The sequence below is a fragment of the Leyella lascolaii genome (genome assembly GCF_900079775.1).
GTDB lineage: Bacteria > Bacteroidota > Bacteroidia > Bacteroidales > Bacteroidaceae > Prevotella > Prevotella lascolaii.
In genome coordinates, this window is sequence record NZ_LT556035.1 from 300,257 (window position 1) to 325,172 (window position 24,916).

The 24,916-nt window shown below is 42.0% G+C and carries 23 protein-coding genes, 1 rRNA gene, 4 pseudogenes and 1 other annotated feature; of the genes and pseudogenes, 8 read left to right on the top strand and 20 right to left on the bottom strand.

Annotated features, from left to right (window positions below):
- Nucleotides 1–6: 6 nt before the first annotated feature.
- The 4 genes from BN4609_RS02450 to BN4609_RS16860 are packed head-to-tail and all read right to left on the bottom strand — an operon-like array spanning nucleotide 7 to nucleotide 6,062.
- Complete coding sequence (locus BN4609_RS02450; protein WP_068855169.1) at nucleotides 7–672, bottom strand: hypothetical protein; 666 nt, start codon at nucleotides 670–672, stop codon at nucleotides 7–9.
- Between the two features lie 8 nt (nucleotides 673–680).
- The gene (locus BN4609_RS02455) at nucleotides 681–2,087 is read right to left on the bottom strand and encodes a formylglycine-generating enzyme family protein (RefSeq protein WP_068855170.1); all 1,407 of its coding nucleotides are present in this window, start codon (nucleotides 2,085–2,087) and stop codon (nucleotides 681–683) included.
- 26 nt (nucleotides 2,088–2,113) lie between these two features.
- Entirely contained in the window at nucleotides 2,114–4,357 is a 2,244-nt protein-coding gene (locus BN4609_RS02460) for a BACON domain-containing protein (protein ID WP_084791327.1), read from the bottom strand.
- 1 nt (nucleotide 4,358) lies between these two features.
- The gene (locus tag BN4609_RS16860) at nucleotides 4,359–6,062 is read right to left on the bottom strand and encodes a PEGA domain-containing protein (RefSeq protein ID WP_241033172.1); all 1,704 of its coding nucleotides are present in this window, start codon (nucleotides 6,060–6,062) and stop codon (nucleotides 4,359–4,361) included.
- 527 nt (nucleotides 6,063–6,589) lie between these two features.
- Here BN4609_RS16860 and BN4609_RS02470 point away from each other — a divergent pair.
- Nucleotides 6,590–7,492: an Abi family protein gene (locus BN4609_RS02470; RefSeq protein WP_068855264.1), complete on the top strand. Its 903-nt coding sequence runs from the start codon at nucleotides 6,590–6,592 to the stop codon at nucleotides 7,490–7,492.
- A gap of 277 nt (nucleotides 7,493–7,769) precedes the next feature.
- On the opposite strand, the gene BN4609_RS02475 is transcribed toward BN4609_RS02470, so the two are convergent.
- The 3 genes and pseudogenes from BN4609_RS02475 to BN4609_RS02485 form a co-directional block, all read right to left on the bottom strand.
- Nucleotides 7,770–8,105, bottom strand: coding sequence for a HigA family addiction module antitoxin (locus tag BN4609_RS02475; RefSeq protein ID WP_068855173.1), 336 nt, complete (start codon nucleotides 8,103–8,105; stop codon nucleotides 7,770–7,772).
- Between the two features lie 8 nt (nucleotides 8,106–8,113).
- Nucleotides 8,114–8,419: pseudogene (locus BN4609_RS02480) on the bottom strand (type II toxin-antitoxin system RelE/ParE family toxin); the annotation flags it as partial.
- A 252-nt stretch (nucleotides 8,420–8,671) separates the two neighbouring features.
- The gene (locus BN4609_RS02485; RefSeq protein WP_164071551.1) at nucleotides 8,672–8,851 is read right to left on the bottom strand and encodes a hypothetical protein; all 180 of its coding nucleotides are present in this window, start codon (nucleotides 8,849–8,851) and stop codon (nucleotides 8,672–8,674) included.
- Between the two features lie 1,220 nt (nucleotides 8,852–10,071).
- Between BN4609_RS02485 and BN4609_RS02490 the strand changes: the two genes are divergently transcribed.
- Together BN4609_RS02490 and BN4609_RS16375 are read left to right on the top strand one after the other, a co-directional pair.
- Entirely contained in the window at nucleotides 10,072–10,305 is a 234-nt protein-coding gene (locus BN4609_RS02490; protein ID WP_068855175.1) for a hypothetical protein, read from the top strand.
- Between the two features lie 841 nt (nucleotides 10,306–11,146).
- Nucleotides 11,147–11,311 (top strand): PG1828 family lipoprotein, encoded by a 165-nt coding sequence (locus BN4609_RS16375; protein ID WP_164071552.1) that lies wholly within the window; start codon nucleotides 11,147–11,149, stop codon nucleotides 11,309–11,311.
- 291 nt (nucleotides 11,312–11,602) lie between these two features.
- Here the strand turns inward: BN4609_RS16375 and BN4609_RS02495 are convergent, their stop codons facing one another.
- Genes BN4609_RS02495 through BN4609_RS02505 form a run of 3 tightly spaced genes read right to left on the bottom strand, consistent with a single transcriptional unit; the run spans nucleotide 11,603 to nucleotide 13,485 of the window.
- Nucleotides 11,603–12,007, bottom strand: a complete 405-nt coding sequence (locus BN4609_RS02495) for a S41 family peptidase (RefSeq protein ID WP_164071553.1) — start codon at nucleotides 12,005–12,007, stop codon at nucleotides 11,603–11,605.
- A 5-nt stretch (nucleotides 12,008–12,012) separates the two neighbouring features.
- A complete protein-coding gene (locus tag BN4609_RS02500; RefSeq protein ID WP_068855177.1) occupies nucleotides 12,013–12,882 on the bottom strand; it encodes a S41 family peptidase in 870 nt (289 codons plus the stop codon).
- 15 nt (nucleotides 12,883–12,897) lie between these two features.
- On the bottom strand, nucleotides 12,898–13,485 hold the full coding sequence (locus BN4609_RS02505; protein WP_164071554.1) for a hypothetical protein: 588 nt from the start codon (nucleotides 13,483–13,485) through the stop codon (nucleotides 12,898–12,900).
- 763 nt (nucleotides 13,486–14,248) lie between these two features.
- Between BN4609_RS02505 and BN4609_RS02515 the strand changes: the two genes are divergently transcribed.
- From BN4609_RS02515 to BN4609_RS02535, 4 genes and pseudogenes are all read left to right on the top strand, one after another.
- A complete protein-coding gene (locus BN4609_RS02515) occupies nucleotides 14,249–15,298 on the top strand; it encodes an asparaginase (protein WP_021993248.1) in 1,050 nt (349 codons plus the stop codon).
- A gap of 59 nt (nucleotides 15,299–15,357) precedes the next feature.
- Nucleotides 15,358–15,900 (top strand): rubrerythrin, encoded by a 543-nt coding sequence (gene rbr / locus BN4609_RS02520; RefSeq protein WP_021993249.1) that lies wholly within the window; start codon nucleotides 15,358–15,360, stop codon nucleotides 15,898–15,900.
- Between the two features lie 320 nt (nucleotides 15,901–16,220).
- Nucleotides 16,221–16,643, top strand: a pseudogene (locus tag BN4609_RS02525) (GNAT family N-acetyltransferase).
- 642 nt (nucleotides 16,644–17,285) lie between these two features.
- A complete protein-coding gene (locus BN4609_RS02535) occupies nucleotides 17,286–17,693 on the top strand; it encodes a cupin domain-containing protein (protein ID WP_068855180.1) in 408 nt (135 codons plus the stop codon).
- Between the two features lie 106 nt (nucleotides 17,694–17,799).
- Here the strand turns inward: BN4609_RS02535 and BN4609_RS16870 are convergent.
- The 3 genes and pseudogenes from BN4609_RS16870 to BN4609_RS17215 all read right to left on the bottom strand — a co-directional run.
- Nucleotides 17,800–18,339: pseudogene (locus tag BN4609_RS16870) on the bottom strand (Fic family protein); the annotation flags it as partial.
- A gap of 110 nt (nucleotides 18,340–18,449) precedes the next feature.
- Nucleotides 18,450–18,562: ribosomal RNA gene (rrf, locus tag BN4609_RS02545) — 5S ribosomal RNA — on the bottom strand.
- 107 nt (nucleotides 18,563–18,669) lie between these two features.
- Nucleotides 18,670–18,912 (bottom strand) — a sequence feature (23S ribosomal RNA rRNA prediction is too short).
- A pseudogene (locus BN4609_RS17215) lies at nucleotides 18,898–19,137 on the bottom strand (YybH family protein); the annotation flags it as partial. It overlaps the preceding feature by 15 nt.
- A gap of 38 nt (nucleotides 19,138–19,175) precedes the next feature.
- Between BN4609_RS17215 and BN4609_RS02555 the strand changes: the two are divergent.
- On the top strand, nucleotides 19,176–19,538 hold the full coding sequence (locus tag BN4609_RS02555) for a hypothetical protein (protein WP_053078087.1): 363 nt from the start codon (nucleotides 19,176–19,178) through the stop codon (nucleotides 19,536–19,538).
- A gap of 80 nt (nucleotides 19,539–19,618) precedes the next feature.
- Here the strand turns inward: BN4609_RS02555 and BN4609_RS16380 are convergent, their stop codons facing one another.
- The 7 genes from BN4609_RS16380 to BN4609_RS02585 form a co-directional block, all read right to left on the bottom strand.
- The gene (locus BN4609_RS16380) at nucleotides 19,619–19,774 is read right to left on the bottom strand and encodes a hypothetical protein (protein ID WP_153093198.1); all 156 of its coding nucleotides are present in this window, start codon (nucleotides 19,772–19,774) and stop codon (nucleotides 19,619–19,621) included.
- A 21-nt stretch (nucleotides 19,775–19,795) separates the two neighbouring features.
- Nucleotides 19,796–20,344: a hypothetical protein gene (locus BN4609_RS02560; RefSeq protein ID WP_068855181.1), complete on the bottom strand. Its 549-nt coding sequence runs from the start codon at nucleotides 20,342–20,344 to the stop codon at nucleotides 19,796–19,798.
- Between the two features lie 19 nt (nucleotides 20,345–20,363).
- A complete protein-coding gene (locus tag BN4609_RS02565) occupies nucleotides 20,364–21,629 on the bottom strand; it encodes a relaxase/mobilization nuclease domain-containing protein (RefSeq protein WP_068855182.1) in 1,266 nt (421 codons plus the stop codon).
- Nucleotides 21,626–22,021, bottom strand: a complete 396-nt coding sequence (locus tag BN4609_RS02570; RefSeq protein WP_068855183.1) for a plasmid mobilization protein — start codon at nucleotides 22,019–22,021, stop codon at nucleotides 21,626–21,628. Before BN4609_RS02570 ends, BN4609_RS02565 begins: the two co-directional genes overlap by 4 nt.
- Before the next feature lie 229 nt (nucleotides 22,022–22,250).
- Nucleotides 22,251–23,093 carry a hypothetical protein gene (locus BN4609_RS02575; RefSeq protein WP_068855184.1) on the bottom strand — a complete coding sequence of 281 codons (843 nt, stop codon included), beginning with the start codon at nucleotides 23,091–23,093 and terminating at the stop codon, nucleotides 22,251–22,253.
- 104 nt (nucleotides 23,094–23,197) lie between these two features.
- The gene (locus tag BN4609_RS02580) at nucleotides 23,198–23,635 is read right to left on the bottom strand and encodes a helix-turn-helix domain-containing protein (RefSeq protein ID WP_068855185.1); all 438 of its coding nucleotides are present in this window, start codon (nucleotides 23,633–23,635) and stop codon (nucleotides 23,198–23,200) included.
- 25 nt (nucleotides 23,636–23,660) lie between these two features.
- Nucleotides 23,661–24,800: a site-specific integrase gene (locus BN4609_RS02585; protein ID WP_068855186.1), complete on the bottom strand. Its 1,140-nt coding sequence runs from the start codon at nucleotides 24,798–24,800 to the stop codon at nucleotides 23,661–23,663.
- Between the last annotated feature and the right edge of the window lie 116 nt (nucleotides 24,801–24,916).

The following is a 24,916-nucleotide window of genomic DNA, read 5'->3' on the forward strand; positions in this document are numbered from 1 at the left end:
GATAGCTTATTTCTCTATATTTACTATAGACAAGTCATATAGTCCATCGAAGAATCTGTAAAGTTGCAAAAATCTCTCGCGTAAAATACGAATGTCTATCAATGTGCCAATATCTTTTATCTTTCTTTTTTCAAACAGAGTATTTAGTTTCTTAGGATACCTAAATGCTGTTGCTAAAGGATCATGTTGTTGTAATTCTAAAACGATTTGTTCCACACCTTCAACAGTTTCGTTAATGTCCTCTTGAGTAAGTGTATCTTTCACTTTATTCCACAGAGCTTCTAAGTTATGTTTATCACCTGTAACTTCTATATGATTGTTTGTTAGAATTAATTTCATTATAATTTCCAAATACATTCGCATACAGAATATAGCAGGATATATGTAACTGTCTTTATGAAGGTAATTTTTACCAAATTCTACTATGTTTAACAAAAATATCACTGTACTTGCATATCCTTGTTCAAAATAGATATCGTTATCCGTAGCAAGCAACATAATCCGTGGATCGCTTGGTTTGTTTGACTCCACAAATAACTTATCCCCTTTTTTAGGAGGTATGACATTTCGAGTAATATCATCTATATCCTTTTGAGATAAAATGAAAATATCTCGAAGAACTTGTTTCTTATATTTTTTTGTAAGTTTCTTTATTTTACTTTTTCTCATCATGTATGATTTTATTTGAAAATGAAAATCAAACGAAATCCTACTCCTTGACTTCGATTACCGGAATTGTAACTATAAAAATCATCATATCCAGCCTTACTGGTCCCAAAATTTGTTGTAACATACGAATCTTTTTTAATATAAGAAACACTACTGCAATATCCTCCCCCACAGATATCTCGCTCAGAAGAAGAACTTTTAGAGTCAGAGACAAATTCTCCGACATTTCCGCTCATATCATATAATCCCAATTCATTAGGTGCTTTAGTTTTTACTTTTTGCTTTGAAGAGCAGTTGGCGGAATACCAAGCAACATCTCCTGGAGTATTACTTCCAGCATAGGTGTAATTTTGAGATTTGTTTCCTCCGTTAGCAGCATACATCCATTGGTCGGCTGATGGCAATGAGAAATTTAATTTCGTTTCATTATTCAATTTTTCAATAAATGATGAAATTTCTGAATACGAAATATGATCTATGGGCAATTGTGATGTGGATGATATTCCTTTGACAGACTGATACAATGCCTCTGTCGTTTCTGTTTCTGCCATCAAAAAGAAGCCACCGCTATATCCTGCGACAGGTATCATTTTAAACTCTACGCCACTTGATTTGACATACAATCCACTATGCCAATTGTTGTGTGAAGACTCTGATGGAATAGCCATATACCCACTTTCGCCCACATTAAGCATGCTGCTTGTGCATGTACGTGTAAATGCATAATCAGAACCGACAAGACCAAGACTTCTGTCGTTGTCCGTGAAGTAACCATATATATAAGGTGTGCTTCCATTCGATGCTACGGTTGATGTAATCATGGCATTTGATGTAGAGAATTTGTTAATGGCAGGAGAGAACGTTGTATAGACAGAAATACCTGTCGTATATATCTTTTCTCCTGACTTTCCGGTAAAACGAATGCGACCTGTCTTTGGAGACAATGTGGCGGTAACGGTCAAAGAGCCATTGCTATAAGCATATGTGGCATTCAAGTCCTCATAAATCTCAGAATTGGCATTCAACGAGACCAAAGAAGAACTGGAGAATGTTGCGTTGACAAAATAACGTGCCTCACACTTCAGATTGCTGCCTGTTGCCAGATTTCCATCATAACTGACCGACCAGCCAGAAGCTCTGCTATAAGTGGCTTCGCCTGGAACAACGGTAGAGCCATTGAAGAATGTGATATAAATCTTGTCTCCATCATTCCATGAAGAACTGGTCGCTCTTGTCTGAACTTTAGCTTTGGATGAACCTTGTTGGTCGAATCCAATGACTTTACCCACAAATTCCATTTTGACAGTTTGCTTGCCATTTTGATTCTCTACTTCTGACAAAACATCAGAAGAGCATGAGCCCAAAGCCAATACAATAACTACAGCCATGAGCATTTGGATAACGTGTACCTGTTTCATATCTTTTTCTTTTTATATTTCAACAATTAATAATTCCAATTACTATCGCTTGAAAAGTCGTTCTTTTGCATAGTACCTGATGTATTTGCTTTAGAATCGAGACTATGGTCTGATTTAAACCCTGTTATTGTCACCTTAGCACTCGAATTGGTGGAACTATCCCAACTTGTATCTGACTTAAAACCTACCACAGACAACTTAGTACCACTTTGGCTACTCGTGTCATAATTGGTATCGCTCCCATAACCTGTTATTGTCAGACTTCCAGTTGAAGAACCATTGCTGTCATAATCTTTGTCTTCCTCAAAATCTTTACGCAGAAAAGTTCCTCCATAGTTTAATTGGGTGACAGTCAACGTAACAGAATAAGAGCCTTCCTTCAAATCGGTTAACGAGATAGTAATCTTGCCGATACGGGCATCCTTTGTGCCATTTTCCGATGCAGTGACAGTAAAGGAGTCTCCGTTTCTTGATATTGTCAACCAATTGTCTGAACAGTTTATGGAGTAAGTTCCATCTGTGGATATGGTTACTACATTTGACGTTCCACCCTTGGAATAGAACAACAATTCATTTGCATCCACAGTCAAGTACCGTGCTTTTTGGGACACAAGGATATTCACACTTCTACCCAAAGCATCAAAATAAACATTTGCAGAACGTTTGTTGACAGAAGCATTGTCCGAAGCTGTAACTTTTACGTTAGCATTGTCTGTGCCATTAGTCGGAGAAATGGACAGCCAGTTAACCGTATCGTCTTTCCTTGCAGACCATGGCGCATTAGTAGTCAAAGTTACTTTAAGTTCGCCACCTTTACTTGTAAAATCAAGTAAGCTATTATCTATAGTAAAATATTTACCTTTTTGGACGATAGCTACTGTTGCGGAAGCATCACCCATCAGGATGTTTACAGAACCGCTTCTTTCCCCATCCGTAGAGTTTTCTTGAACGGTGATGGTTAAAGTGGAATTTCCTGTTGCCGTCTCTGGTGAGACTTTAATCCAATCGGCACTACTAAATGCTCGCCAAGTACCATCTGTAGCAATGGTGATTGTTTGTGATTCTTCCTTGTCATTGAATGTCAATGTCGTGACAGCCACATCGAAAGTTTTACCTTTCTGATGTACTTTTACTGTAGCCATTGCACTTAAACTCGGTTGAGAAACCACAATTTCACCATTCCTTTCAGTTGTGTTGGGATTGTCTTCGACTGTGACTTTTATTGCAGAATTCCCTGTCCCGCTTGTCTTGTCTACTTTTACCCATGACGGAACAGACGATACCTGCCATGAAGTATTACTATTGACTTGGATTGTTTGTGTCCCAGATGATGCCTCAAAATCATATTGTGATTTGTCGGTCTCAATATAAATACCTCGTTGTTTGATAGGAATTTGTATTCTTTCTTCCGAACCTATGGAAAGAATTACATATCCAGTCCGCTCATCAACGGAAGTGTTTGGGGATACGGAAATTGTTATGGATGACGTTCCTGCTTCTCCGCTATTCGGTGTTACATTAATCCAACTATAAGATGTAGATGCTGTCCATTTTGATTCGGAAGTAATTTCAACCTTAACCTCTCCTGCAGTATTCTCGAACGTCAAGGTCTCTGCAGAGGCATTGATGGAAGCTGGAGCTTGAGTTACAACAATCTTGTTGCTTGTCTGGTCAATTCCATTGTACGAAAACAGTATTGTTGTCGTTCGATATTGACTGGTTTCGTTTGCCGTAGCGTTGAGAATAAAACTATTTCCCTTTTGAGATAGTGTAAGCCAATCTGCATCATTTGTCACAATATATGAACAGTTTGATGTTACGTCAAATGTTGATGTACAAGCGGTTCCTTTTAATGTAATGTTTGATTGAGACACATTAATATAAGGCGTTGCAGCAGCTTGCGACACAGAAATACCCTTTTCATAATTCCAATCGCTGACATCCGCTTTTATATAAAAGATACCAGTTCTTGCCGCATTGGCATCTTTGTTCTCGGTTGCGCTGACATTTATATTTGAATTACTCTGACCATTTGCTGCAGAAATAGTGACCCATTCTATGGCGTTGTCAACTTTCCAAGGAGTTTCCATCGTTTCAATGCCCACACTTTGGCTTGATGCCTGATTGGCAGAAAACGACAGTGACGTAGGGGACACTCTAAGGTATCTTGGAGTCAATGTAGGCTTCAATCCAAAATCAGACGAATATTTGTCTGAACACCCAGCAAATACTGTGCATACCAGCAATATGTATAATCCTATATGTTTCATCTTAAAACGCAACCATTAATCCAAATTTCACATTAAAACCTTGTCCCCAATTCTTGATTTTAGAAGATACGGCCTCCAACTCTTTATATCCATTGGATTTTCCTACTCCAAAAGAATATTCAGGAGACAAACTCACTCCAAAATGATTGGTAATGATAGCCGAAAAGCGCACTCCGAAAAGCGCACTCGTCACATTGCTTCCATTTGCGGGTGTCACATTGCTCTCCTCTTGCATTGATTCTTTCAGACTCAGATAATTGATTCCCAATTGTGGGGTAATCCTGAATCTTGTTCCTGCAGCTATTCCATATCCGACCTTACCGCTTACCACAAGTTCTGGGTGGTAGATGCTTGAAATAGGTTTCGTGTCGTTTCCACTCCAATAAATATTTTCACTATTCCCTGTCCCATAGAAAGCAGATGCTTCTATGTTTACGTTGGAAATATAACCACCAATAGTTCCGCCGAAAGAGACAAAAGTTCCTGCACGACATCCTGCTTCTGCGTAAAACTCATTCTTGTAGTTGTATATTCTGCTCAAGGAAATATCGACATTAGGACTGGAACTACTTAAATCCATCTTCTTTTTATAATCTTTGTATCCTACTTTTTGGGCAAAAACCTCATAAGAGCCTGTTTTCAGTTCTTTTTGGCATGGAGTCGTTCCTAATTTTTCTCCGCCGACAGACACTATGGCTCCAGTTGGGTCACTTCTAAATGAGAACATGGCTAATTGACTCAAAACGATATTTATATCGGTTGTTTTGTCTTGCTCTACTTTAATGTCTCGTTCTTCTGTCTTGTATCCAATTTGTTTCACAATGAGTTTATGATGCCCAATCTGTGTTGCATATGGTGTGAGAGCGGTGTTCGAAGGGATAGAAACCCCATCAAGCATAATCTCCGCATTATAGGGGTTGGTGTGTACACTAATCTTACCCATAATAGGCTTTAAATCATTCACGACAAGTTGCTGAATATGGACAGAATCGTTTATTACGACCTGTCCTTCCTTGGAATAATACCTATCAGCTACCACCTTATAAGTATACGTTCCAAATGACAATTCCTGTGAAGCTTCACCCTTGGAATTTAATTTGATATTCATACCGTTTAGCGTAATTGAAGCATTTGCGGGAAACACTCTTATATTTAACTTTTGTTTTCTGGAGTCATCGTAATAGTTTACAAACACTTTATCCGAAGTTATCTCCATGATATAAGTCCTTGCCTTTTCGATGTTTATAGGAAAACTGTAATTTACAAGTGAACCAAGTTGTGGATGTCGGATACTAATGTGACGTACACCAAAAGGAACGTACACCCATATTTCTCCAATATGATTGTCATCAACCTTTTGAACACCTGCAGATCCTACATCAAACGAAAATCCTTTTTGCGTAGTTTGCACCCGAATCAATGCACATTTATCTCCGTTCTGGTCTTCAACTAAAGTGCTTTTATTTTGAGCCGTAAGGTCAGACTCCGCCAGCACAAAACGTGAAACTGAAATCTTTTGTGCATGTACGAAAGAAGAAAATAAGATAATGGCGATTAGAATTCCCCATCGCCTATGTAGGTTCAATATCTGATAGTAGCCGTTACTCATTATTGCTCGGTTAATGCTGCTGGCTACCTTGGCAAAAATTATCACTTCGTTTATACATACGAAAAAGCGCGGAGCCAGTTCTGTCACTCGTTCCACGATCGATAGGCCTTCGCATTGCCCTGTAAGTCGAAACGAGCAACGCCGAAAGCCCCACGCCAGTGTAAGTATATAGAAAGCACTCTTGACAACGAACAATAGAATCGTCCGAAGTCAATGAGAGCTGTATATAATACACCTCATGAGACGTTCTGCATTGCTTTGTTTTTGACTTACAGTTGAATTTGCGAAGTTCATCGATCGTCAAAACCAAAGCGTACAAAAACGCCTTTTACCATATGTATGTCTGCCCAACCTCTGCCCATTGGGGCTTCCGGTATGGGTATAGACGTTACAAAGATAACACTTTTATCTCGGAAACCACTTTGTTTTGCTGGTAAAGTATGATTTTTAGGTCTGATTTAACATTATTAAATATGAATATGTCAAAGAATTCCACTTTTGCGTGATTTTTCTTGCTAAAAAGTTTGTATTATCAATGATTATTCGTATCTTTGCAGCACGAGAACCCGCCAAGCCTCTCAACGATGCTCAAATGTGCGGGTCGTTTTTGTTTTTATAGGTATATGGCAGCAAAAATTCCGTTTATAAAAACATATTCCACACCCCATGAGTTAGTGCAGCTACTCAAAACAAGAGGTATGGAGATAACCGATGAAGAAAAGGCTCAGCATTATCTTTCCCACATCGGTTATTATCGTTTGTCTGCCTATATGTACCCATTGCTTTCCATTCCCAAGGAGCAACATCTATTCAAGCAAGGAGTAACTTTCGGTAAGGTTATGATGTTGTATCGCTTTGACAAGAAGATACGCCTACTTTTATTCAATGAAATTGAAAAGATAGAGGTCGCAGTGCGTTGTGCAATCGTGAACTTTGGAACGGAAATGACAGGCAACCCTTTTTGGATGACTGATGCCAACAATTTCTCAAATCCGTCCAGGTTCAATCGCTCTATACGTCTTATAGAAGATGAACTGAACCATACAAAAGAGGATTTCATCAACCATTTCAAAGAGACATATACCAATCAGTACCCACCTTCATGGATGCTGACCGAGATATTGCCATTTGGTGTAATCACCAATGTTTATTCTAACATCAAGAATAAGAAGATAAAGAAGCGTATTGCACAGTCATTTGGCTTGCAAGTTGCACCTTTTGAGTCTTGGCTTACCATTGTCACTGTAACAAGAAACTCATGTTGTCATCATGCACGCGTATGGAATAGGGTATTCTCTATTCGTGCAACCATGCCAATCAGAATGTCACGTCCTTGGATTACCTTGCCGACAGATCCTTTGAAAGTGTACTTTGATATGTGCATCATCAAGTACTTTCTTGACATCATATCTCCAAATAACGATATGCTTGATAAGATGAACAGACTTTTTGCTACATTTCAAGAAGTAGATAAGACAGCCCTTGGTTTTCCTTCTGGTTGGGAAAACGAACCACTGTGGCAATAAAAGGCATTTGGAGTGAATACTAATCATCCCACATCGCCCACATTTTTGCAATTTCGGTGTAATAGAAGGTTAAAAACGTTAAATCTTCACCTTTTCGTATCTAAACAGAATCCACATTGCCACTTTTCTACCGTTTAGAGCGTATAGCATTGATAATCAACTGATAATAGATACATTATATAAAACGAGATGTATCTTTTTTACATTTCGTTTTTTTAAAGCCCGTGCAAAGGCTTAAACCTTTGTACGGGCGTAATTTGTGGATGATAATAAGATGTTAAAGCACCGCCACCGCCTTACGTATGTTGTCAAGTATGGCGGTGAGTTTGTTGTTTCGTCGTGCCGCCATCATGTCGTAGTCAGATTGAAGACCGCGCCAAATGTTTGCGGCTATCCCTGTTGCAGCCTCTATCCTTAACGCCGTGTCGGTAGTTATAGGCCGCTTGCCGTTTATAATCTCGTTAAAAGCCGTGTAAGGCATTCCTATTATGGCGGCGAATTTCTTTTGCGACATTCCACGGGCTTGCAATTCGTCTTTCAGCATTTCGCCCGGATGTATAGGCTCGGACGGCTGCAACTCGTCAGGTCTGTAAATTCTCTTTGCTGTTTCCATATTTGTATTTATTTGTAGTGGTTGCTTATTTCCAATAGACGGCACACTGTGACAATTTGCTCGCCTAAAATATCCCTTACTGTAAATTCAAGTCGGTATTGCCTGTTTATTCGCACGGATGAAACACCCTTTTTGTCGCCCTGTAAAACTTCGTAGTTCAAGGAGTGGATAGGGTAAAGTTGCTCCACGTTGTTTGCTCGTTTTAAGAACATCACGCACTTTTTGTAACCTTTTATTATTTCGGGTTGATAGCGGTGTTTCTTGTCGTTCGTCCGACCTTGCACAAATAGTTCGCGCAGGTAGTCTTTGTCAAATTAGATTAGCATAGCGTTGTCTTTGCTGGTGCAAATATAATTCTTTTATTTTACATAATCCACAAAATAAGTGAATTTATTGAAGCGTTCCTATCTTCCGCCCGTCGTATGGTGAAATTATAATGTACTTGCCACCCCTTTTTACGACTTTGTAGGAGTAAAGGTCCTTCCCTGTCTCCATAGTTTATTTGTTTTTGTTCGCCTGAAGTCCTGCATGATAGCCGTCAAGCCACAAAAGCAGCTCTTTCGGGGTTAAATATCCGCTCCGCTCAAACGGCGGCAAGGCATGTTTGCCACACCCTGCACCCATTCGCCAGGTGCGTCGTGAATTACAAGAGCGTACGCACCTTTTATAAAGGTTGAATTTATAAGGTGCATATTGTTCACCCTGCAATATTCCTCTAATTGGTTTAATGCTTTTTTCTGTGTCATGGTTGCATGTTTTAAAAGTTGTCGTTTATTTTCTTTTCCACTCTCTTTTTGAAACGCTATATCATTTCCGCAAGTTCCCAACGCAGGTCGGAGTATTTAAAATAACTGCAATTCCACGCTGCTGCCGTCATCTTGCCTCCAGCTTTTTTCCGGTGCAGCCCGCTACATTTCCGATAAAAGCTGAATATAATCTGGCTGACAGCAGTGCGAAATAAGGATGAAGTCTGATGACCGATTCGGGTTAAATCTTTTGGGAAATAAGAACCGTACAACGTTGAAAGTCATTGACAGTGGAATTTCTTGACCATTGAAAATTAAAGCATAGCAACTGCCTTGCGTATATTGTCAAATAATGCATTAAGTATTATGCTGTACCATACAGTCTGCATACCACATGCCGACTGCATATCAGCCCAGACATGGACAGGTATGCCAGTCGCTGCCTCGATCTCAAATGCGTATTCGGTCGAGCTTACTCACGGTTTGCCAAGCACGGCTTGCCTTATACAAATATTGCATAATATGATGGTCAAGATGTAGATGCAGCTGATAAGATTTATAATATCGATTAATTTTGAACAAATATTCAATTTCTCAGTAATCCATTTACGGCTTACCTCAAACAGCTCAGTCTCTTCATAACCTTACATCGCTTCTTTCGTCTTACGGCTTTACTGAGTTTTTACTTAATTATTCCTAACAGAAGGAACAACCGAAAGAAATAAACTCTATATTTACAGAACAAAAGCGAAACGCGGCGGCAAATGCCGTTAACATTACCGCCGCGCCGTGGCTCTATTATCTAAATAGAGTTATTCGGAACTCAATAAAGAGTAACCGAATACGCCACAACTTAAATACAAAATAAATTCGCATATAAGTACGCTTTTGAATTTGGATGGCTAAGACCGTCCGTCTCCGTCTGCATTATTGCAGGCGGTTTTTCGTTCCGTGTAAGCCGTCGCAACGGTTCCGCACAGGATACTCAAGCCTGACAAGTCCTTTTCTATCAAAGTTATTTATTTGTTCTTGTCCAACTGAGTAACACTCAACCAATACTATGCAAACCGATTGCACCTACATTACAGCACTTATCCTCCGCTTCAGAGCTGCGGTCACCATGCCAATGAACACGCCACCGTTTTAAAGGTCTTTGCCTTGTGCGTTCGAAACATTCGCAAAAACAGCTTTTGTACCAGAATTTGATAAAACAACAGACAATGCAATCAGCCTGTCTGCAACTGCAAGACTACCTTGCAGTCATCCTTACAGATATTGCGCTACTTGATGATTTTGATAAGTTCAATGGAAAAAACAGAGACTCAGTGCCGAAATTATTTTATGTAAAAACAATGCCAGCGAGAGCAATGAGAGCTTGTTCTTTAATTGCCGAAAGCAATATGTTTTATATAAAAAGAATAATTTCCAGCTATTTACCGCGACCTGTCAAATGACTGCCTGCCATACAGACAAGCCAGATGACAATACCAACAAGCATAAATATAAAGTCCATAGTGATAATTATTTTGATGATTCGAATGGTTTTCTATAACTATTTATGCACACAAATATACTGATAGTTTTTAACATCACCTAATTTACCGGTATGAGAATGCCGTATTTAACACTTTTGACACCGCATAGCATAAATGACCGGACATGCACAATCAATAGTTATGTGAATTTCACGCACCAGCCTGCTGGCAGCCCTGCAATACTGTATATTAAAAGATGTATAACTGTATGGGGCAATTGTGCGGACGTGACAGATGACGAAAACGCATCCCTCCTACTAATCTTTTGTTTATAAATTCGTGTCTGCATATTTACTTCCACTCCATTTCTATGTATACTAAGATGTCTTTGCCGAAACCGAAAATAAATCCACATGATGCCTATACAAAATCAGACTGATGCATGAAGAACTGTAGGGATTGCAGAAATTCCGCATGACGCATATAAAATATCCAAGAAGCACGGTGCGCGAGAATGCGGAGCGGCATATCCGGCAGGCCTTATCTCTGGCAAAGAATACGCTGAAATCCATGGATAATCACGCATAATTATTGAAACACGACATACATTTGGCTGCACGTCAAGGACAACATCAAGGCATGACAAAGTCGTTAACATTAATTATACGTTACGAAACGACTGATTATCAGGTAATTAAAAAAAAGTTACGCAAAGAATAAAAAAAAAATCAAAAAAGATGATGTGATAAGAAAAAAATGCTTACCTTTGCATCGTTTTAATAAACAAATGATTGTTTTACAGATTTAAAAAGCAAAGAAAATGAAGAAATTAGTTTTAATGTTCGTAGCTATCGCAGCTATTTCATTCGCATCTTGTGGTAACAAAACAAACACAGCTGCTACTGACGCTGACTCTGTTGCAGACACAGCAGCCGTAGTTGACACAACTGTTGCCGGTGACTCTGCAGTTGCTGACAGCCTCTAATCAAGCTAAGAACAGAAAAATGAGAGATTGACCGCCAGACTTAGTCTGACGGTTTTTTTTATGTCATTATATGAACACGGGGTGTATGTGTCTGTCATAACACATTTGCCGTATCTCCGACAGCAGTCATCCCAATCGCCCTACAGCTACATTGTTTATATAATCATGATATATTGTTTGCAGAATATTCCATACATATACCTACAAGCCAGAGGAGCGTCCGCATGAACATAATCATTCATGCGGACACTCTTGACGCAAACAGAAAGCAACGAAACAATTATTGATTATTTATTTTGATAAAAGTCTTTTTGCGAACTCCAACTGTGTGTCCCTGCCGGCTTTTACATCTTCAGGTGTCTGATGAACGGTGAAATCAAGCGGAATCCCGTCCGGATAGGTGCAACTCCCGTCATTAAGATATACTCCCGCGCCCGTTATCCTTGTGGAGGCTCCTCCGAGAAGAGGTTGGTATGCAACAATTGCAAGAGCACCTGCTGTAGGTTCGCCTATCACGACTGCATCCGGAGCGTTTTTTATAGCAAGGGTGAGTACTTCTGCCGCACTTATGGTTATACAGTTTACGAGTACAGCCACCTTACCTTTATAGTAATAAGGATTTGTCTTGCCATATTTTATTGTATAGCTGTTGTTCGACCTGAATGTTCCGGGAGAGCTCAAATCGGCATACGACATCCGCATTATCCTCCGCGGCTCTGGATAAAGAAAACAGGTAAGTGTATCGAGAACAGCCGGAAAATCGACAGGATACCCCTCATGTCAAATATAATAGCCTTACTTTCAATATTATTATTCAAGACTTTAGCTAAGGAGTCCGCATTGATTGTCCCGAGATTCACATATACCATCCCGTCTCCGCATGTATATGTGGAAGGAGTGTTGTCTTCCCTGGCTCTGTATCTTTCCCAATAATCCATGAAGTCGTTGATACGTATGTCCCTTATCTCTCCGTATCTCTCAACCGTGTAAGTAACCGATTTGCCGGGAAATGAGATATATGCCGGTGCGTACTGGTCGGCTGAAAGGCTGGCAAAGTGGTTATACTTGTCTGCATCTTTTCTTATATCATATACAGACCTGCCGTTTACTCCTGTTATATAGTCTCCAGGCTGGATTCCGTCATTGGGATAATTTTCAGCATTTATCCTTGTTATAAGTATTCTGCACGAATCTGCCATCACCGCCTCCACCGGCAGATAATTATTATTCTTCCATAGAAGCTCGCCGTCGATGTTGGTTTCAAGACCGTATGGCAACGTATGACTGTCCTTCATCGCAAATACAAGCCTTGCGCATGCCGTGTCGAAAGACTTACGGTCTCTTGCCTTTGCGAAAATCCTTATGAATTCAGGCAGCAGCTCTCTCCATCTCTTTTCGAAATGTCCTATATAAGGATGGAAATAGTACATCATGTTCCAGAATCGGAATAGAGTGAGCATCCTGTAGCCGTCATCGTTGGGACTGATGTCAGGATACGCGCTCTCGTTCTTGAACAGGACAACCCTTTCTTGGATAATCTCATCGTTGCTGTTCTGGTAGCTTACACTCATCAGCGCACTGTCGTGCTATTCTTCACGCATTTGCTTCAGTTTCTTGAAAAGACTGCGTCCGAGACGTTCTCTCGCCATCCAGTCGAATGAAAGCTGCGATATTATGCTGTCATTGTTGGCAGGACGACTGTATTTGTCTTTCCCGGATGCTTTGGATGAAGGTATACATTCCGCGAGAGCCCTGTTGAACGATGTCCTGTCTTTCTGATTGTATGCCCTGTTGAGAATCCTGAACAGGTCATAGTTCCAGTCTCTTTCCCCTTGCCTTATTCTATCGTTGTAATACTTGGAAAAGCCCCAGACCAGGCATATCGTCTCCAGGCGTTCAGCCTGTTCATCTGTCAGAGCGGTATTGTCGAATCTGAACATTGACGAGACATCAAACTCATGGTCTTCAGCAGAGGGCTTTTTACCTATATAGTCGTCTATATTGGCTCCGTCGGCATCCATACCGAAATTGCGCAGAAACACCCGGTCGCCGGAACACATTCCAAGAATATAAAACTGTATTCCTGTATAGTTCAGTCCTTCTTTATAAGGGATTGATACATTGAACTTTGTCCATGACTTATTATCTGCAGCAGATATCTCCTTGCTGTCCATCAAACCCTTTCTATTGACATTGCAAAAAAAGACGGTGGAGTCTGACTGCAACATTATCTCTCCGTGCAGAGATACCGAGTCCGGACGTGTGTCGAAAGCGTCAAAAAACTTATAGAAACTGATATAGCCGTTTCTGTCGGAATCTGTATTTTCTATGCAGAACACATCTTCGGAAAGCCAGGTTCTGTATTCGCCGTTTCTGGCTGTATGCCAGTATGGAATGTCATAAAAATTCTCTACCGTAAAATTTCACCCGTCATACCTGGTCATACCGCCCTGTAATGTATTGAACTCTCTGAACATGTCACGATATCCGACCCTCGTATCCTTTTGTGAGAAAGCCATCATGAAGCTCATTAATGAGAGCATTAATATATAAGTCCTTTTTCTCATTCCTATGTTCATTAATACTGCTATACTACTTTTAACGGACAAATCCATTCTTTTATTATAAATTTTAATCGTATACTTTACCTTAAACTTATAATATTTGATTTTACAACGATACTCACAATCAGAAGTGCAAAAGCTCTGCCGTGAAATAATCCGGAATACCCGCAAAGGTCTTTCTTACAGCACTGATAGCGATGTACACAAAGAATACAGGTGGATAAACTAAGCAATACGACAAGGATAATAACTCTCACTCTTCTACCAAAGATTAATTAACTTTGTTTATCCAATTAAACAATAAATTCCAAGGATTTATTTCAAAGAATGATCTTTTTATAGTATCTTTGCTATCTCAATACATTTACATCGTATGAGCAACAGATACAACATCAAGTACAGCAAGGTATTGCTTATATATACAGGAGGGACCATCGGGATGGGGTGCAACCCACAAACAGGTGTTCTTGAGCCTTTGAACTTCAATCATCTCATAAGTAACATGCCTGAGTTCTCGTATATTAAAGCAGATGTAGACACTTATCAATTCAGTAATCCTGTTGACTCAAGTGACATGTCACCGATGATGTGGATTCAACTTGTCAATATAATATCGGAACGGTACGACCAATACGATGGATTTGTGGTGCTGCACGGAACAGACACCATGGCATATACGGCTTCTGCCTTATCTTTTATGCTGGAGAACCTTACAAAACCTGTAATTCTTACAGGAAGCCAGCTTCCGATAGGGCAGCTTCGTACCGACGGCAAGGAAAATCTGATAACAAGTATTGAGCTTGCCTCCGCAAAGAACCGAAGCGGTCATGCAATCGTTCCGGAGGTATGCATATATTTCAGCGGAAGACTTTTAAGAGGGAACAGAAGTACAAAACAAAATGCCGATGGTTTCAACGCATTCAATTCGTTCAACTATCCGCACTTGTGCGATGCCGGAGTTGGATTCAATTTCAATCATCATTTCATACTGAAACCGGACTTCACACGCCCCATGATTCCACACACAAAACTGGATCCGAATGTCGTCATATTCTCTCTTTTCCCTGGAATACAAGAAAACATTGTGAGGCATGTACTTGACGCACCGGAATTAAAAGGTATCGTCATGAGAAGCTATGGAAGTGGGAATGCACCGCGTCAGGAATGGCTCCTACGAATACTTAGGGAAGCGTCCGACCGCGGAGTGACCGTAATAAATATAAGCCAATGCATATCAGGTTGTGTGGAGATGAACCGATATAACAACGGATATCAGTTAAAAAACGCAGGTGTGATAAGCGGTTATGACAGCACAGTTGAGAGTGCCGCTACAAAACTTATGTTCTTGCAAGGAAAATATTCAGACAATACACTCATAAGAAAAGACATGAACAGAGCTTTATGTGGAGAAATAACAATATGACATCGCTTTTATCAAAGCAATATTTATTCAACTTTATGTATCACTATTAATTTAAAATTATGAAAGAATTAAAAGGAACAAAAACAGAAAAGAATCTGTTAGAAGCTTTTGCGGGAGAATCTCAGGCACGTAACAAGTACACTTACTATGCATCAAAAGCAAAGAAAGACGGTTACGAGCAGATTGCTGCTATTTTTGAAGAGACAGCCAACAACGAAAAGGAGCACGCTAAGTTATGGTTCAAATATTTGCATAATGGCGAGATTGCTTCTACCATGGAGAATCTGAAAGATGCGGCAGCAGGTGAGAATTATGAATGGACTGATATGTATGACCGTATGGCAAAAGAGGCTGAAGAAGAAGGCTTCACTGAAATTGCGGCTAAATTCAGAGGTGTTGCCGCAATAGAAAAGCATCATGAGGAGCGCTATCGCAAACTACTTAAAAACATTGATGATAAAGTCGTATTCTCACGTGAGGGTGAATGCATTTGGATCTGCCGTAACTGCGGACATATCGTTATCGGTAAATCCGCTCCCAAAATATGCCCGGTATGCAACCATCCGCAAAGTTATTTCGAACTGAGAAAAGAGAACTATTAAAAAAAAAGCGAAAGGGGCTGACTCAAAGTTACGAGTCAGCCCCTCTTTTAATACATAGTCATTACAACAAAATTCCACATCAATCCTGTTTATTGCATAGCTCCAGTATAGTAATATGTAATGGATAAAAACAAAGATGTTCTGTAACTGAGCCACAGGTTGCATGCGTGGGGAAATCCTTTAAAAAAGCTTGCCGGAGTTGATGATTTAAATAGAGATAAAGTGATTTTGTAACTATAGATTTGAATCCATTGGGCGTAATATATAATTCGGCGGTTAACAATCGCCGAATTTGAAAGGCGGATAATCTGAAAACGAGTATGCTTAGAAATATTGAATCCGGTGAGCATTCTGTTTTGATAAGGATTTGGGAAAGTGCCGTATCAAACACACACCATTTTCTAAAATAGGAAGACTTCTTATACTATAAGGCTCGGCTTCCACTATATTTCCAACAAGTCACGTTATACGGATTTGAGCAAGACTGAGTTTTAATGGACTTTATGGGATTCTATGAGACCACTCTCGAAATGTTATTTGTTGACAACCAGTATCGAGGTAAAGGTATAGGAAAAGAATTAGTGACATATGCCATCCAACGTTTGGGAATAAATAAGGTGGATGTGAATGAGCAAAACATACAAGCGGTTGGATTTTATCAGCATATAGGTTTCAATATAACTGGGAAGGATGATAGGTATGGAGAAGGTAAAGCTTACCCCATTTTGCACATACAACTGTAGTTGTGGTAGGTTTTCTTAACACTGCATTTCTTTTGATATAAAAATATGATTGAACAACTCATTATACATCAGATAGGTCTGTCTTCTGAGATATACCTGCGTCTGATAGAACTATGCAAGATGGTATATGTGCGGAAGAACGACTTCTTACTTCGACAAGGAAAAGTGTGTTCTTTTATCGGGATAGTCAAGTCGGGTGTACTCCGTTCATATATCAGTAAAGAGGGAGAAGAACATAATAGCGATTTCTATTTTGAGGATTTCCTACCAGAGTTTTCTCACACAGGAAAAGAGTGTAGGAAGCATACAAGCCTTAGAATATTCATTTATATATTGCCTGAATAAATCAGATTATGACAGTCTGTTGAATGAATCTACCGAATGGTATAAATTGGGCAAATATATTGCAGACACGCTTTTTATCAATAAATGCCGGAAGGAAACGGCTATGTTGACGGACGATGCCTACAACCGATATAAACTACTTTTGAAAACCTATCCCAATATAGAACAACATGTTTCGCAATATCATATTGCATCTTATTTGGGAATTAGGGCGGAATCTTTAAGCCGTATTAAATCCCTTAAGATAGGTCAATGAGTTTATGTCTTTTCTATGCCTACCTTTGCAGCAAAAAAGATATGAACAAAATTATTTTATCTGTATTTGCATTACTTTTATATAGTTGCGGAACGACAAAAACAAATTTAGTTACGAGGGAAAATCTTCTTTATCTCCATTTGAACGAGAAGCATACTCTATCCAATATCGTAGTAGAAAGAATTGTCATTCCGGAAGGAGGAAAAGCTGATTACCATTTGCATCCTTGTCCGGTTTTCGGGTATGTTGTCTCGGGAAACTTGTTGTTTCAGATAGACGGTCAGGCTTCTCAATATATGAAGGCAGGAGACGTATTCTACGAACCCAAGAATCAACCTATTGCTCATTTTGATAATGCCTCTGCTACAAATGAACTCATACTTATTGCGTATTATTTACTTACTGACAATGAGAAGAAAATAGAGTTACTGCCGAAGAAAGAAGGGTAGTCAGCTTAAATGTCTACACCTAAAAGAGAGCTTGTCCAAATGCTACTGTCGAATACGACACTGTCCAAAATATTGTTCCCATTTACACAAAATTTTGGACAGCGTCAATCGTTACTAAATTGAGGTGGGCATTAAAACTCAATTATATTGTTCCCGAAATGTTTCCACGGTCTTTTGTTTCTCTTGCAGAATAGCACAAAGTTCTTCTACCTTGGCAGGGACTTTCATGTGGTTCATGTAAGAATGTCCACCGATACCAGCCGTAACGCCACATAGGCGGTACTCACCTTTTGAGGAATCGAAAGAACCGCCCATGACGTTATGAACGCATCAGGGCTGCATTCAGCGTTTGCAGGAAAGCCGAAGTAACAGGTGTGTTGTGCTCCTCTTCTCCTTTTGCCAGTTCGTAGGCTTTCTTCAAATCCTCATTCATCAAATGGTAAACAAGCGGTTTGCCTTTCGCCGTAATTCCCTCGTCAAAGAGTAGCTGCGTGTCAAGTTCCGTCAGCGTGGAGCCTTCAATGGCGATAGAATGAGCAATGAGGGAATAGAGGTAGTACTTCTCATAGTCTACCGCCTCGCTGACACCAAGTTGCTAAAACTTGTGGTATAGCTGTTCAATCTCTTGCCAAATACCTTGTTCCATTGTTTTACTACAGAAAAACACCCATTCCCGACAGCAAGATACCCGTTTCCGACAGGACAAAAAAAGAGGGACGTCTCACGACTCACTGCCGGAAACGTCCCTCATGTGAAAAAAGGCGGCTGCCTACTCTCCCGCATTGCATTGCAGTACCATCGGCGATGACGGGCTTAACTTCTCTGTTCGGGATGGGAAGAGGTGGAACACCGTCGCTATCACCACCATAAATTTCTTTTCGAAATGCCCGGACTCGACCGGACAACGTATGGTATGACATCCTCATACAAGCAAAACCCGAACAACTCAAGGAATAAGCCTCAAACACGGAAAGTTTCGGGCAATTAGTAGCGCTCGGCTTTGACGTCGCCGTCTTTACACCTGCGCCCTATCGACGTCATCGTCTCTGACGACCCTCAAAGGAGTTCTAATCTTGCGGAGGGCTTCGCGCTTAGATGCTTTCAGCGCTTATCCCGGCCAGACACGGATACCCGGCGGTGCCCCTGGCGGAACAACCGGCAAACCGGAGGTCTGTCCATCACGGTCCTCTCATTCTCCATCCTCGAATATATGCTCAACAATACAAACCATTTTTGAGGTTGCAAATTCATTTACAAACATTTCATGGATAGCTGTTTTTCCTATAACTGGGGTGTTTGCGACTTGATGGTTTATGGCATCCTGAGCGTATAAGTTTGCCAAAGCGACTGCATCGGCGGCGTTGAAGCAGTCAATCCATTTTTGTAGTATCCTTAATTCCGCAACACTATTACAAATATAACTTTTTAAGTACCTGAGCAACAAAAAGTTGCTCAGGTACTTATAAAATAAGTTAAACTAAAATGCTGCGGAATTTAGGATATCTTGAAGAAGAACGTAATGAACAAATTAGAAAAGAAAATGAGAGACGATTCCAACAAGAGCAACAAAGGATAAACAATCAACGTCTTCATGAGATTAATGAACGTAATCGCATTGCTTTAGAACGGGAAAATGCGAGGAGAAGAGCAGAGGAAAAAAGAAAAGCGGAACAAAAGCGAAAAGAAACCAGTCGCACAAACACAAATGTTCCTCCGTCGCAACCGAAGAATAATCGTTGGTCAATAGGCTCTAATCCAACTCTTCTTCCACGAGCAACCTCATCAAAAACAGCAACTACAAAAACAAACTCATCTAATAAAACCGATGGAAAAGAGGGAAAGTAAGTAATCTTATTGCAAAATGAATTGTATATGCAGTCAATCGCCAGTCGGTTGGCTGCATTTTTTCTGTGTGCAAGGATGGTCTATTCGCCACCGATGGAGGGGCGGTTAGCACCGCTCGCCTCCAGATAGTCGTTTACTGCGTCACGCATGGTGAACTCTCTCATGCCTGTCTTTGCCCAGTAGATAAGGGCATCAACAGCGGCTTTTCTTGCCTTGCTGTATTCGTTGTCTGTCATGATTCTGATGTTTTGAGTTTTCTAAAAAAGTGTGATGCATATCCAAATGGTGATTTCAACAAAGATGATAGACCAACTTAGGAAAGCCAAGCCGAACATCCAGGCATAGGTGCTACCGTTGAAGTATGCACCCTCCTCGATATTGCGGATTCGTTTAAGCTCTTTCTGCTGGTGAGTGAACAGGTCGTTTATCCGCTTCTCATGCTCGTCAAGGGCTTGCTTGAAAGCAGAAATGGCGGTGTTGTTCCGCTTATCCAACTGGGCAACTCCTTCATCGTTGATGCCGACTTTGAGGTTGCTCTGCTCTGCCTTGACTATGGCATGGCATATACTATCCACGATGTTGTCCGTGCTCCTGTGGGCAGCCATAAGTGCCACTTTCGTTGATTCCAACCTCCGATAGGCATTGCCCAGTTCCTCCTTTGCATCATAGAGTGCTTTCTTGGCTGATTCAATCTCTTCCAAGGTCACTTTGATTTCTTCCTTGCCACTCTCGATGTTCTCGTCCTCCTGCATCTGGTTGTACAGGTTAAGCACATCCTGTGTGGCATCTTTCTTGTTTCTTCCCATACCGTTCTTGTTTGAAAAGTTATCGTCTCATGCCTCTCCTTATCGGCTTGCAGAGTCTGTTTGCTTGCATTGCGCAGCGTCTTGCCCATTCACGGTCATCATCGTCCTTATCACGTCCCCAGCCACTGCCAGGACTGCCACCGCCACCACATGAATCAGACATCGATGTGGCAGCATCGAGATAGTTCATGAAGAGCAGCATAGCCACATTCAGAATGTCAGTGTGGCTTGCGGATCCATTCTCGGGAACTTCGATACAACTGTTCATCGTGTCGTAAGCAGTTCTCGGCATGACTATGCTGAAACGCTCGCCATCGACTTCAATAATCTTTCTCAATCCGTCAGGCAGGTCAGGATTGGCAACATTGCTTGTGCGAGACTGACCACCTTGCGATGCCGTATTTCTGCTGTCCAATGTGGTAGCGTTTGAAACAGATGACGAAGGTCTTTGACCAACTGCAACAGGTGTTGGCTGAGGGTGCAGCTTGCGGAAGGTATTCCCGATTTTCGATGCGGTGAGATTCCTTCCTACACCCAGTTCGGAAGCCTTGATGGTAGTTTTTCCGAACTTGAAGCGGTAACCATGCACCCTGCCTTGACCATTCTTGTCACGGATAAGCTCGATGTCATATCCCTTTGCCCTCAACTGGTCGGCATATTCATCCCAGTCAAAGAACGGCATTGAGCGCAGCACATCCATACATGCTTTGGTCACCTCTGCAATGCGTTCCTGACGAATATCCATGGCATCCTTCCAGCCATGACGCTGATTGACGGCTTTCGCTGCCATCACGGCACGCTCACCGATGAACTTCACATCATTGAGATTGCCATCCATGTCGATGCGGTTCACCACCAGATGCAGGTGGGGAATGCCACTCTTGGAGTCACGGTGAAGGGCGGCAAAATATTGTGAGTTGGCTATGTTGGTCGGCTTGACCGAAGTTGCAGCCCTGCCTTTCTTCTTGCCAATGTGGTTCACCTTGGAGATGCCATCCATCTCACGAATGAACTCGTCAAGGAATCTTCTCCAGTCCTCCATAGTCCAGTTACATGCCTCCTCCTCAGATGGGGAAAGCTCAAAGCGGATGGACGTCAGTTCGATGGGCTTCTTGGCATACCTCTGCTTGAACATGGACTGATGCAGCACCATCTCGTCCCACATGCCCATTGGCGGCAGACCCTCGCTGAGATGGTTGGTCTTGACGATGTCCGCGCGGTTGTTTTTGGTTGCGTAATTGGTCATTGCCTGACCATGCTGAATTGCTGATGCTTTTGCTATCATAACATATCCAAGAATTTGTCCCTAATGCGGCTCAATTCCTCTATCAGGGTGTTGATGCCTTGAAGCCAACGTTCCATGAAGTCGGCTCTCTTGAAGAGTTTCAGTCTCTCGGCCTGTGGCAGGGCATGAAGCGCATTGCGCACATAAACCAGTTCAGACCTTGCCCCGATTAAGCCCTTCAAGGCTTCCTCCTGCTCTGCGGTCATGGGTAGGGATGGCTTGTGTCCGATGCCTAAGTCATGAAGATATGTGCTCTTGCTCCTGCCTGACAGTCGGGCATTATGTACTACCAGGTTGTAGTGCTCTTCTGTGAAACGAACGTCAATGTGTCTGGTCTTCGGAGGTCTCTTCCTTGAGGCTTTCTCCGTGTTGTTATTCTTGTCTTTTGTCATTGTAGATGGGGTTTATAAAGTTTATACTTGATATAACAGGACAGTCAATGTGAGCCTGCGAACATTCAAGAATGCCAGTAGGAAGCGGTAGGCGAAGCGAAACCGTCTGACACTGGTACTTCTTGTTTAGACCTCCGAAAAAAACTACAGCTAATAGTGGTGGCGGCTCTTGGATAGCTTGCCTGTCAGGAAGGTCAATAGTCGAAATAAGGGAAAAGGAGAAATGACATCATGAGAGACTTGGGGTGATATGTGCGCTATGCCTCTCTGTGTTATCCTCGCATCGTCCTTCATGGGGCGGTGGCTGCAAGAGGTTGCCCTCGTCATCATAGACAGGAGACAGCAGCAACTCAATGGGTGATGCCTCTTCTCCTTGATTGCAGTCATCTTCTGACGGCTGTCCAACCTCATACTCAAAATGGTCATCACCTTCCTTTTCCCTTTGTTTGAAGTCTTGTGGTATCGGAGACGGATCTGAAAGTCCGCCCTCGATAACATGAGATTTAACGAAAGGGGAAGAGGTATTATAAGAAGCAGGAACATGGGGCTGCAGAATGTCAGTAGTGGCAGGATTGACGCTGCTGTCTTTCTGCTGACCTATGCCATTGGAAAGATTGCCTCCCGAAGAGCAAGCGGTATCGGATGGGACATTGGACACCGATTCCTCTTGGGTGGCGGAAGTCACGGATTGACGGTTGTAGAAGGGGTTCTTGATGACTTCCTTGATGCCGTCAACGTACCAGAAGGCGATGCATAGTATCGTATGTATGGAGGTGCGGTTGTTCCTCTCGGTTGAGAGAATGCCCACCTGATTGAACAGTTCCACCACCTTTGCCGCTGTCTTGCGGTCACATTTCCAAAGGGCAGACAGCTCAACGGTTGATATGGCAAACTGCCCGATGGAGAGAGAAGCGGAGAAGCCTGTCTTCTGATAAACAATTGGCTTGGTGGCTGCCATTGATACAAAAGTGTCGAAGGCGGTCATGCGGTGGAAGCCCTGCCTGTCATCCTTTAAGAAATCGAGCTGCTCCTTGGTCAGCAGGATTCCGTATTTTATGCTTTGGTTACTCATCTTGAAAAACTGGTTATAAGTGAAACGGATTACTCAGCAAGGAGAGAATGAATGATTATTCTTTCCCCCCTTTCGTAAAAAAGTAGATTCTATTATCCATCATCTCATTCTTCCCCATCAGGATTTTTCTCGCCCTTGACCCTCTTCATGGAGGCAGGCTTATTCTTCTTGCTTTTCTGCAACAATGCCAGATGAGCCTCGAAGTCTGCCTGTTCCTCCTGAGTCGGTTCGTAAGGCTTGTCCCATGAGCCACCTGCCTCAATCCATTTTATCAGCTGGTCTTTGAAGAAGTAGAGCGTGTTGCCTCTCTTATAGAATGGGATGCGCCTTTCAGATGTGTAAGCATAGAGCGATGAGACCTTTTTTCGGACGAAGGCACTTGCCTCTCTGATGTCCATAAGAACATGGTCATTCTCGCACGGAGCATTGCCAATTCTCTGACCGATGTCATCAAGACGAGTCATCATCGTATTGACCTTGGTCAGAAGTTCGCCAACTGCGCTGGGCAGTTGGTCGAACGATAATGATTTGTTTTCTTCCATTTGTTATCCTGATTATGTTTTTCACTTATGTCTGATTACCCTCTGCCTTGGTTGGCATCTTGAGAGAGATACGTTCTGCCGCATCACGTTTGAGCTCGTCCACCACATCGGCATACACCTGAGTTGTGGCAAGGTTGCTATGGGTAAGCAGCTTGCTCACGGTGTAGATGTCCGTTCCCTCTGCCAACTGCAAGGTGGCAAAGGTATGACGGAAGCAGTGGAAGGTGATGTGTTTCTCGATGCCGGAAGCCTTTATCCACGGTTTGAGATACAATGCCACTGTACTGTTCGTGAGATTCTTGAACACCTGTCCAGTTGCTCGCTCGCCACAGAGCTGCAGAGCCTCTTCGCTGATAGGCAGGATTGCAGCGGTGGAAGTCTTCTTTGTGATAATGTCCATTCCCCAGCCGCCATCAGCCAACTTGACGATATTCTCCCACTGGAGTCTGATGCAGTCAGAGAGGCGAAGACCTGTGAGGCAGGAGAAGAGACCTGCACGGCGAAGGACATCACTCTTGCAAGGAGTCTGAGACAACTGCAACAACTCTTCCTTGGTGAGGAACTGCCGCTTGTTGCCATGAGCCTTGGCACGCACAAGTTTCTTGGCAATATTCTCTTTGAGCAGTCCGTCCTCGTATGCGATGGCAAGGATGCACTTCAACTTGGTAAGGTTGTTGTTGGCTGTTGTTCCCATCATGTGCTTGCCGTTGTGCATACAGGCATCCGACAACAGGTAGTCGAGAAATCCCTGGCAGTACGGAACGGTAAGGTCGCAGAAGCGGCACTCGCCATGCGTGTAATTGTGGAAGTGCATGTAGGCGGTTGCCCAGTTCTGGCTGCTGCCACGCTCAATCATGAGGTTCTTGAAATATTCCAAGAAGCTCTCCTTGCCCTTGTTGCGGTCGAGGAAGCCATACTCCTCATTGATGATGGACTCAGTCCTGCGGCACTTGATGATTTCCGCTTTCTGAATCATACTTTTGTTGTACTCCTGCTGAAAGCGTTCAACAGGGTTGGTGTAGATGTAAAGACCAAGGTACTCCCTGCGTGAGAGCTTGCCTGTCTTCGGGTTGCGGATTGGAGGATAGAAATCCAGATAGAGGGAAGTCTGTCCGTTCTTGATAGGTCGTTTCCGCACGGTGACCTTTGTACAAATGTTCGTCATATTGTTTATTCTTTTATTATTCTTACCGATGTGTATCTGTGGATGCGAATAGCCATGGTCGCAACGCTTTAACTCTCAAATCCGATGCAAAGTTAGATTGCCGTGAAAAGAGAAAA

What these genes read in the sequence shown, in the direction of transcription:
- BN4609_RS02450 (WP_068855169.1), bottom strand. Translation starts at nt 672, where the DNA reads ATGATGAGAAAAAGTAAAATAAAGAAACTTACAAAAAAATATAAGAAA.
- BN4609_RS02455 (WP_068855170.1), bottom strand. Translation starts at nt 2,087, where the DNA reads ATGAAACAGGTACACGTTATCCAAATGCTCATGGCTGTAGTTATTGTA.
- BN4609_RS02460 (WP_084791327.1), bottom strand. Translation starts at nt 4,357, where the DNA reads ATGAAACATATAGGATTATACATATTGCTGGTATGCACAGTATTTGCT.
- BN4609_RS02470 (WP_068855264.1), top strand. Translation starts at nt 6,590, where the DNA reads ATGGCAGCAAAAATTCCGTTTATAAAAACATATTCCACACCCCATGAG.
- BN4609_RS02475 (WP_068855173.1), bottom strand. Translation starts at nt 8,105, where the DNA reads ATGGAAACAGCAAAGAGAATTTACAGACCTGACGAGTTGCAGCCGTCC.
- BN4609_RS02485 (WP_164071551.1), bottom strand. Translation starts at nt 8,851, where the DNA reads ATGACACAGAAAAAAGCATTAAACCAATTAGAGGAATATTGCAGGGTG.
- BN4609_RS02490 (WP_068855175.1), top strand. Translation starts at nt 10,072, where the DNA reads ATGCAATCAGCCTGTCTGCAACTGCAAGACTACCTTGCAGTCATCCTT.
- BN4609_RS16375 (WP_164071552.1), top strand. Translation starts at nt 11,147, where the DNA reads ATGAAGAAATTAGTTTTAATGTTCGTAGCTATCGCAGCTATTTCATTC.
- BN4609_RS02495 (WP_164071553.1), bottom strand. Translation starts at nt 12,007, where the DNA reads ATGTCGTATGCCGATTTGAGCTCTCCCGGAACATTCAGGTCGAACAAC.
- BN4609_RS02500 (WP_068855177.1), bottom strand. Translation starts at nt 12,882, where the DNA reads ATGAGTGTAAGCTACCAGAACAGCAACGATGAGATTATCCAAGAAAGG.
- BN4609_RS02505 (WP_164071554.1), bottom strand. Translation starts at nt 13,485, where the DNA reads ATGGACAGCAAGGAGATATCTGCTGCAGATAATAAGTCATGGACAAAG.
- BN4609_RS02515 (WP_021993248.1), top strand. Translation starts at nt 14,249, where the DNA reads ATGAGCAACAGATACAACATCAAGTACAGCAAGGTATTGCTTATATAT.
- rbr (WP_021993249.1), top strand. Translation starts at nt 15,358, where the DNA reads ATGAAAGAATTAAAAGGAACAAAAACAGAAAAGAATCTGTTAGAAGCT.
- BN4609_RS02535 (WP_068855180.1), top strand. Translation starts at nt 17,286, where the DNA reads ATGAACAAAATTATTTTATCTGTATTTGCATTACTTTTATATAGTTGC.
- BN4609_RS02555 (WP_053078087.1), top strand. Translation starts at nt 19,176, where the DNA reads ATGCTGCGGAATTTAGGATATCTTGAAGAAGAACGTAATGAACAAATT.
- BN4609_RS16380 (WP_153093198.1), bottom strand. Translation starts at nt 19,774, where the DNA reads ATGACAGACAACGAATACAGCAAGGCAAGAAAAGCCGCTGTTGATGCC.
- BN4609_RS02560 (WP_068855181.1), bottom strand. Translation starts at nt 20,344, where the DNA reads ATGGGAAGAAACAAGAAAGATGCCACACAGGATGTGCTTAACCTGTAC.
- BN4609_RS02565 (WP_068855182.1), bottom strand. Translation starts at nt 21,629, where the DNA reads ATGATAGCAAAAGCATCAGCAATTCAGCATGGTCAGGCAATGACCAAT.
- BN4609_RS02570 (WP_068855183.1), bottom strand. Translation starts at nt 22,021, where the DNA reads ATGACAAAAGACAAGAATAACAACACGGAGAAAGCCTCAAGGAAGAGA.
- BN4609_RS02575 (WP_068855184.1), bottom strand. Translation starts at nt 23,093, where the DNA reads ATGAGTAACCAAAGCATAAAATACGGAATCCTGCTGACCAAGGAGCAG.
- BN4609_RS02580 (WP_068855185.1), bottom strand. Translation starts at nt 23,635, where the DNA reads ATGGAAGAAAACAAATCATTATCGTTCGACCAACTGCCCAGCGCAGTT.
- BN4609_RS02585 (WP_068855186.1), bottom strand. Translation starts at nt 24,800, where the DNA reads ATGACGAACATTTGTACAAAGGTCACCGTGCGGAAACGACCTATCAAG.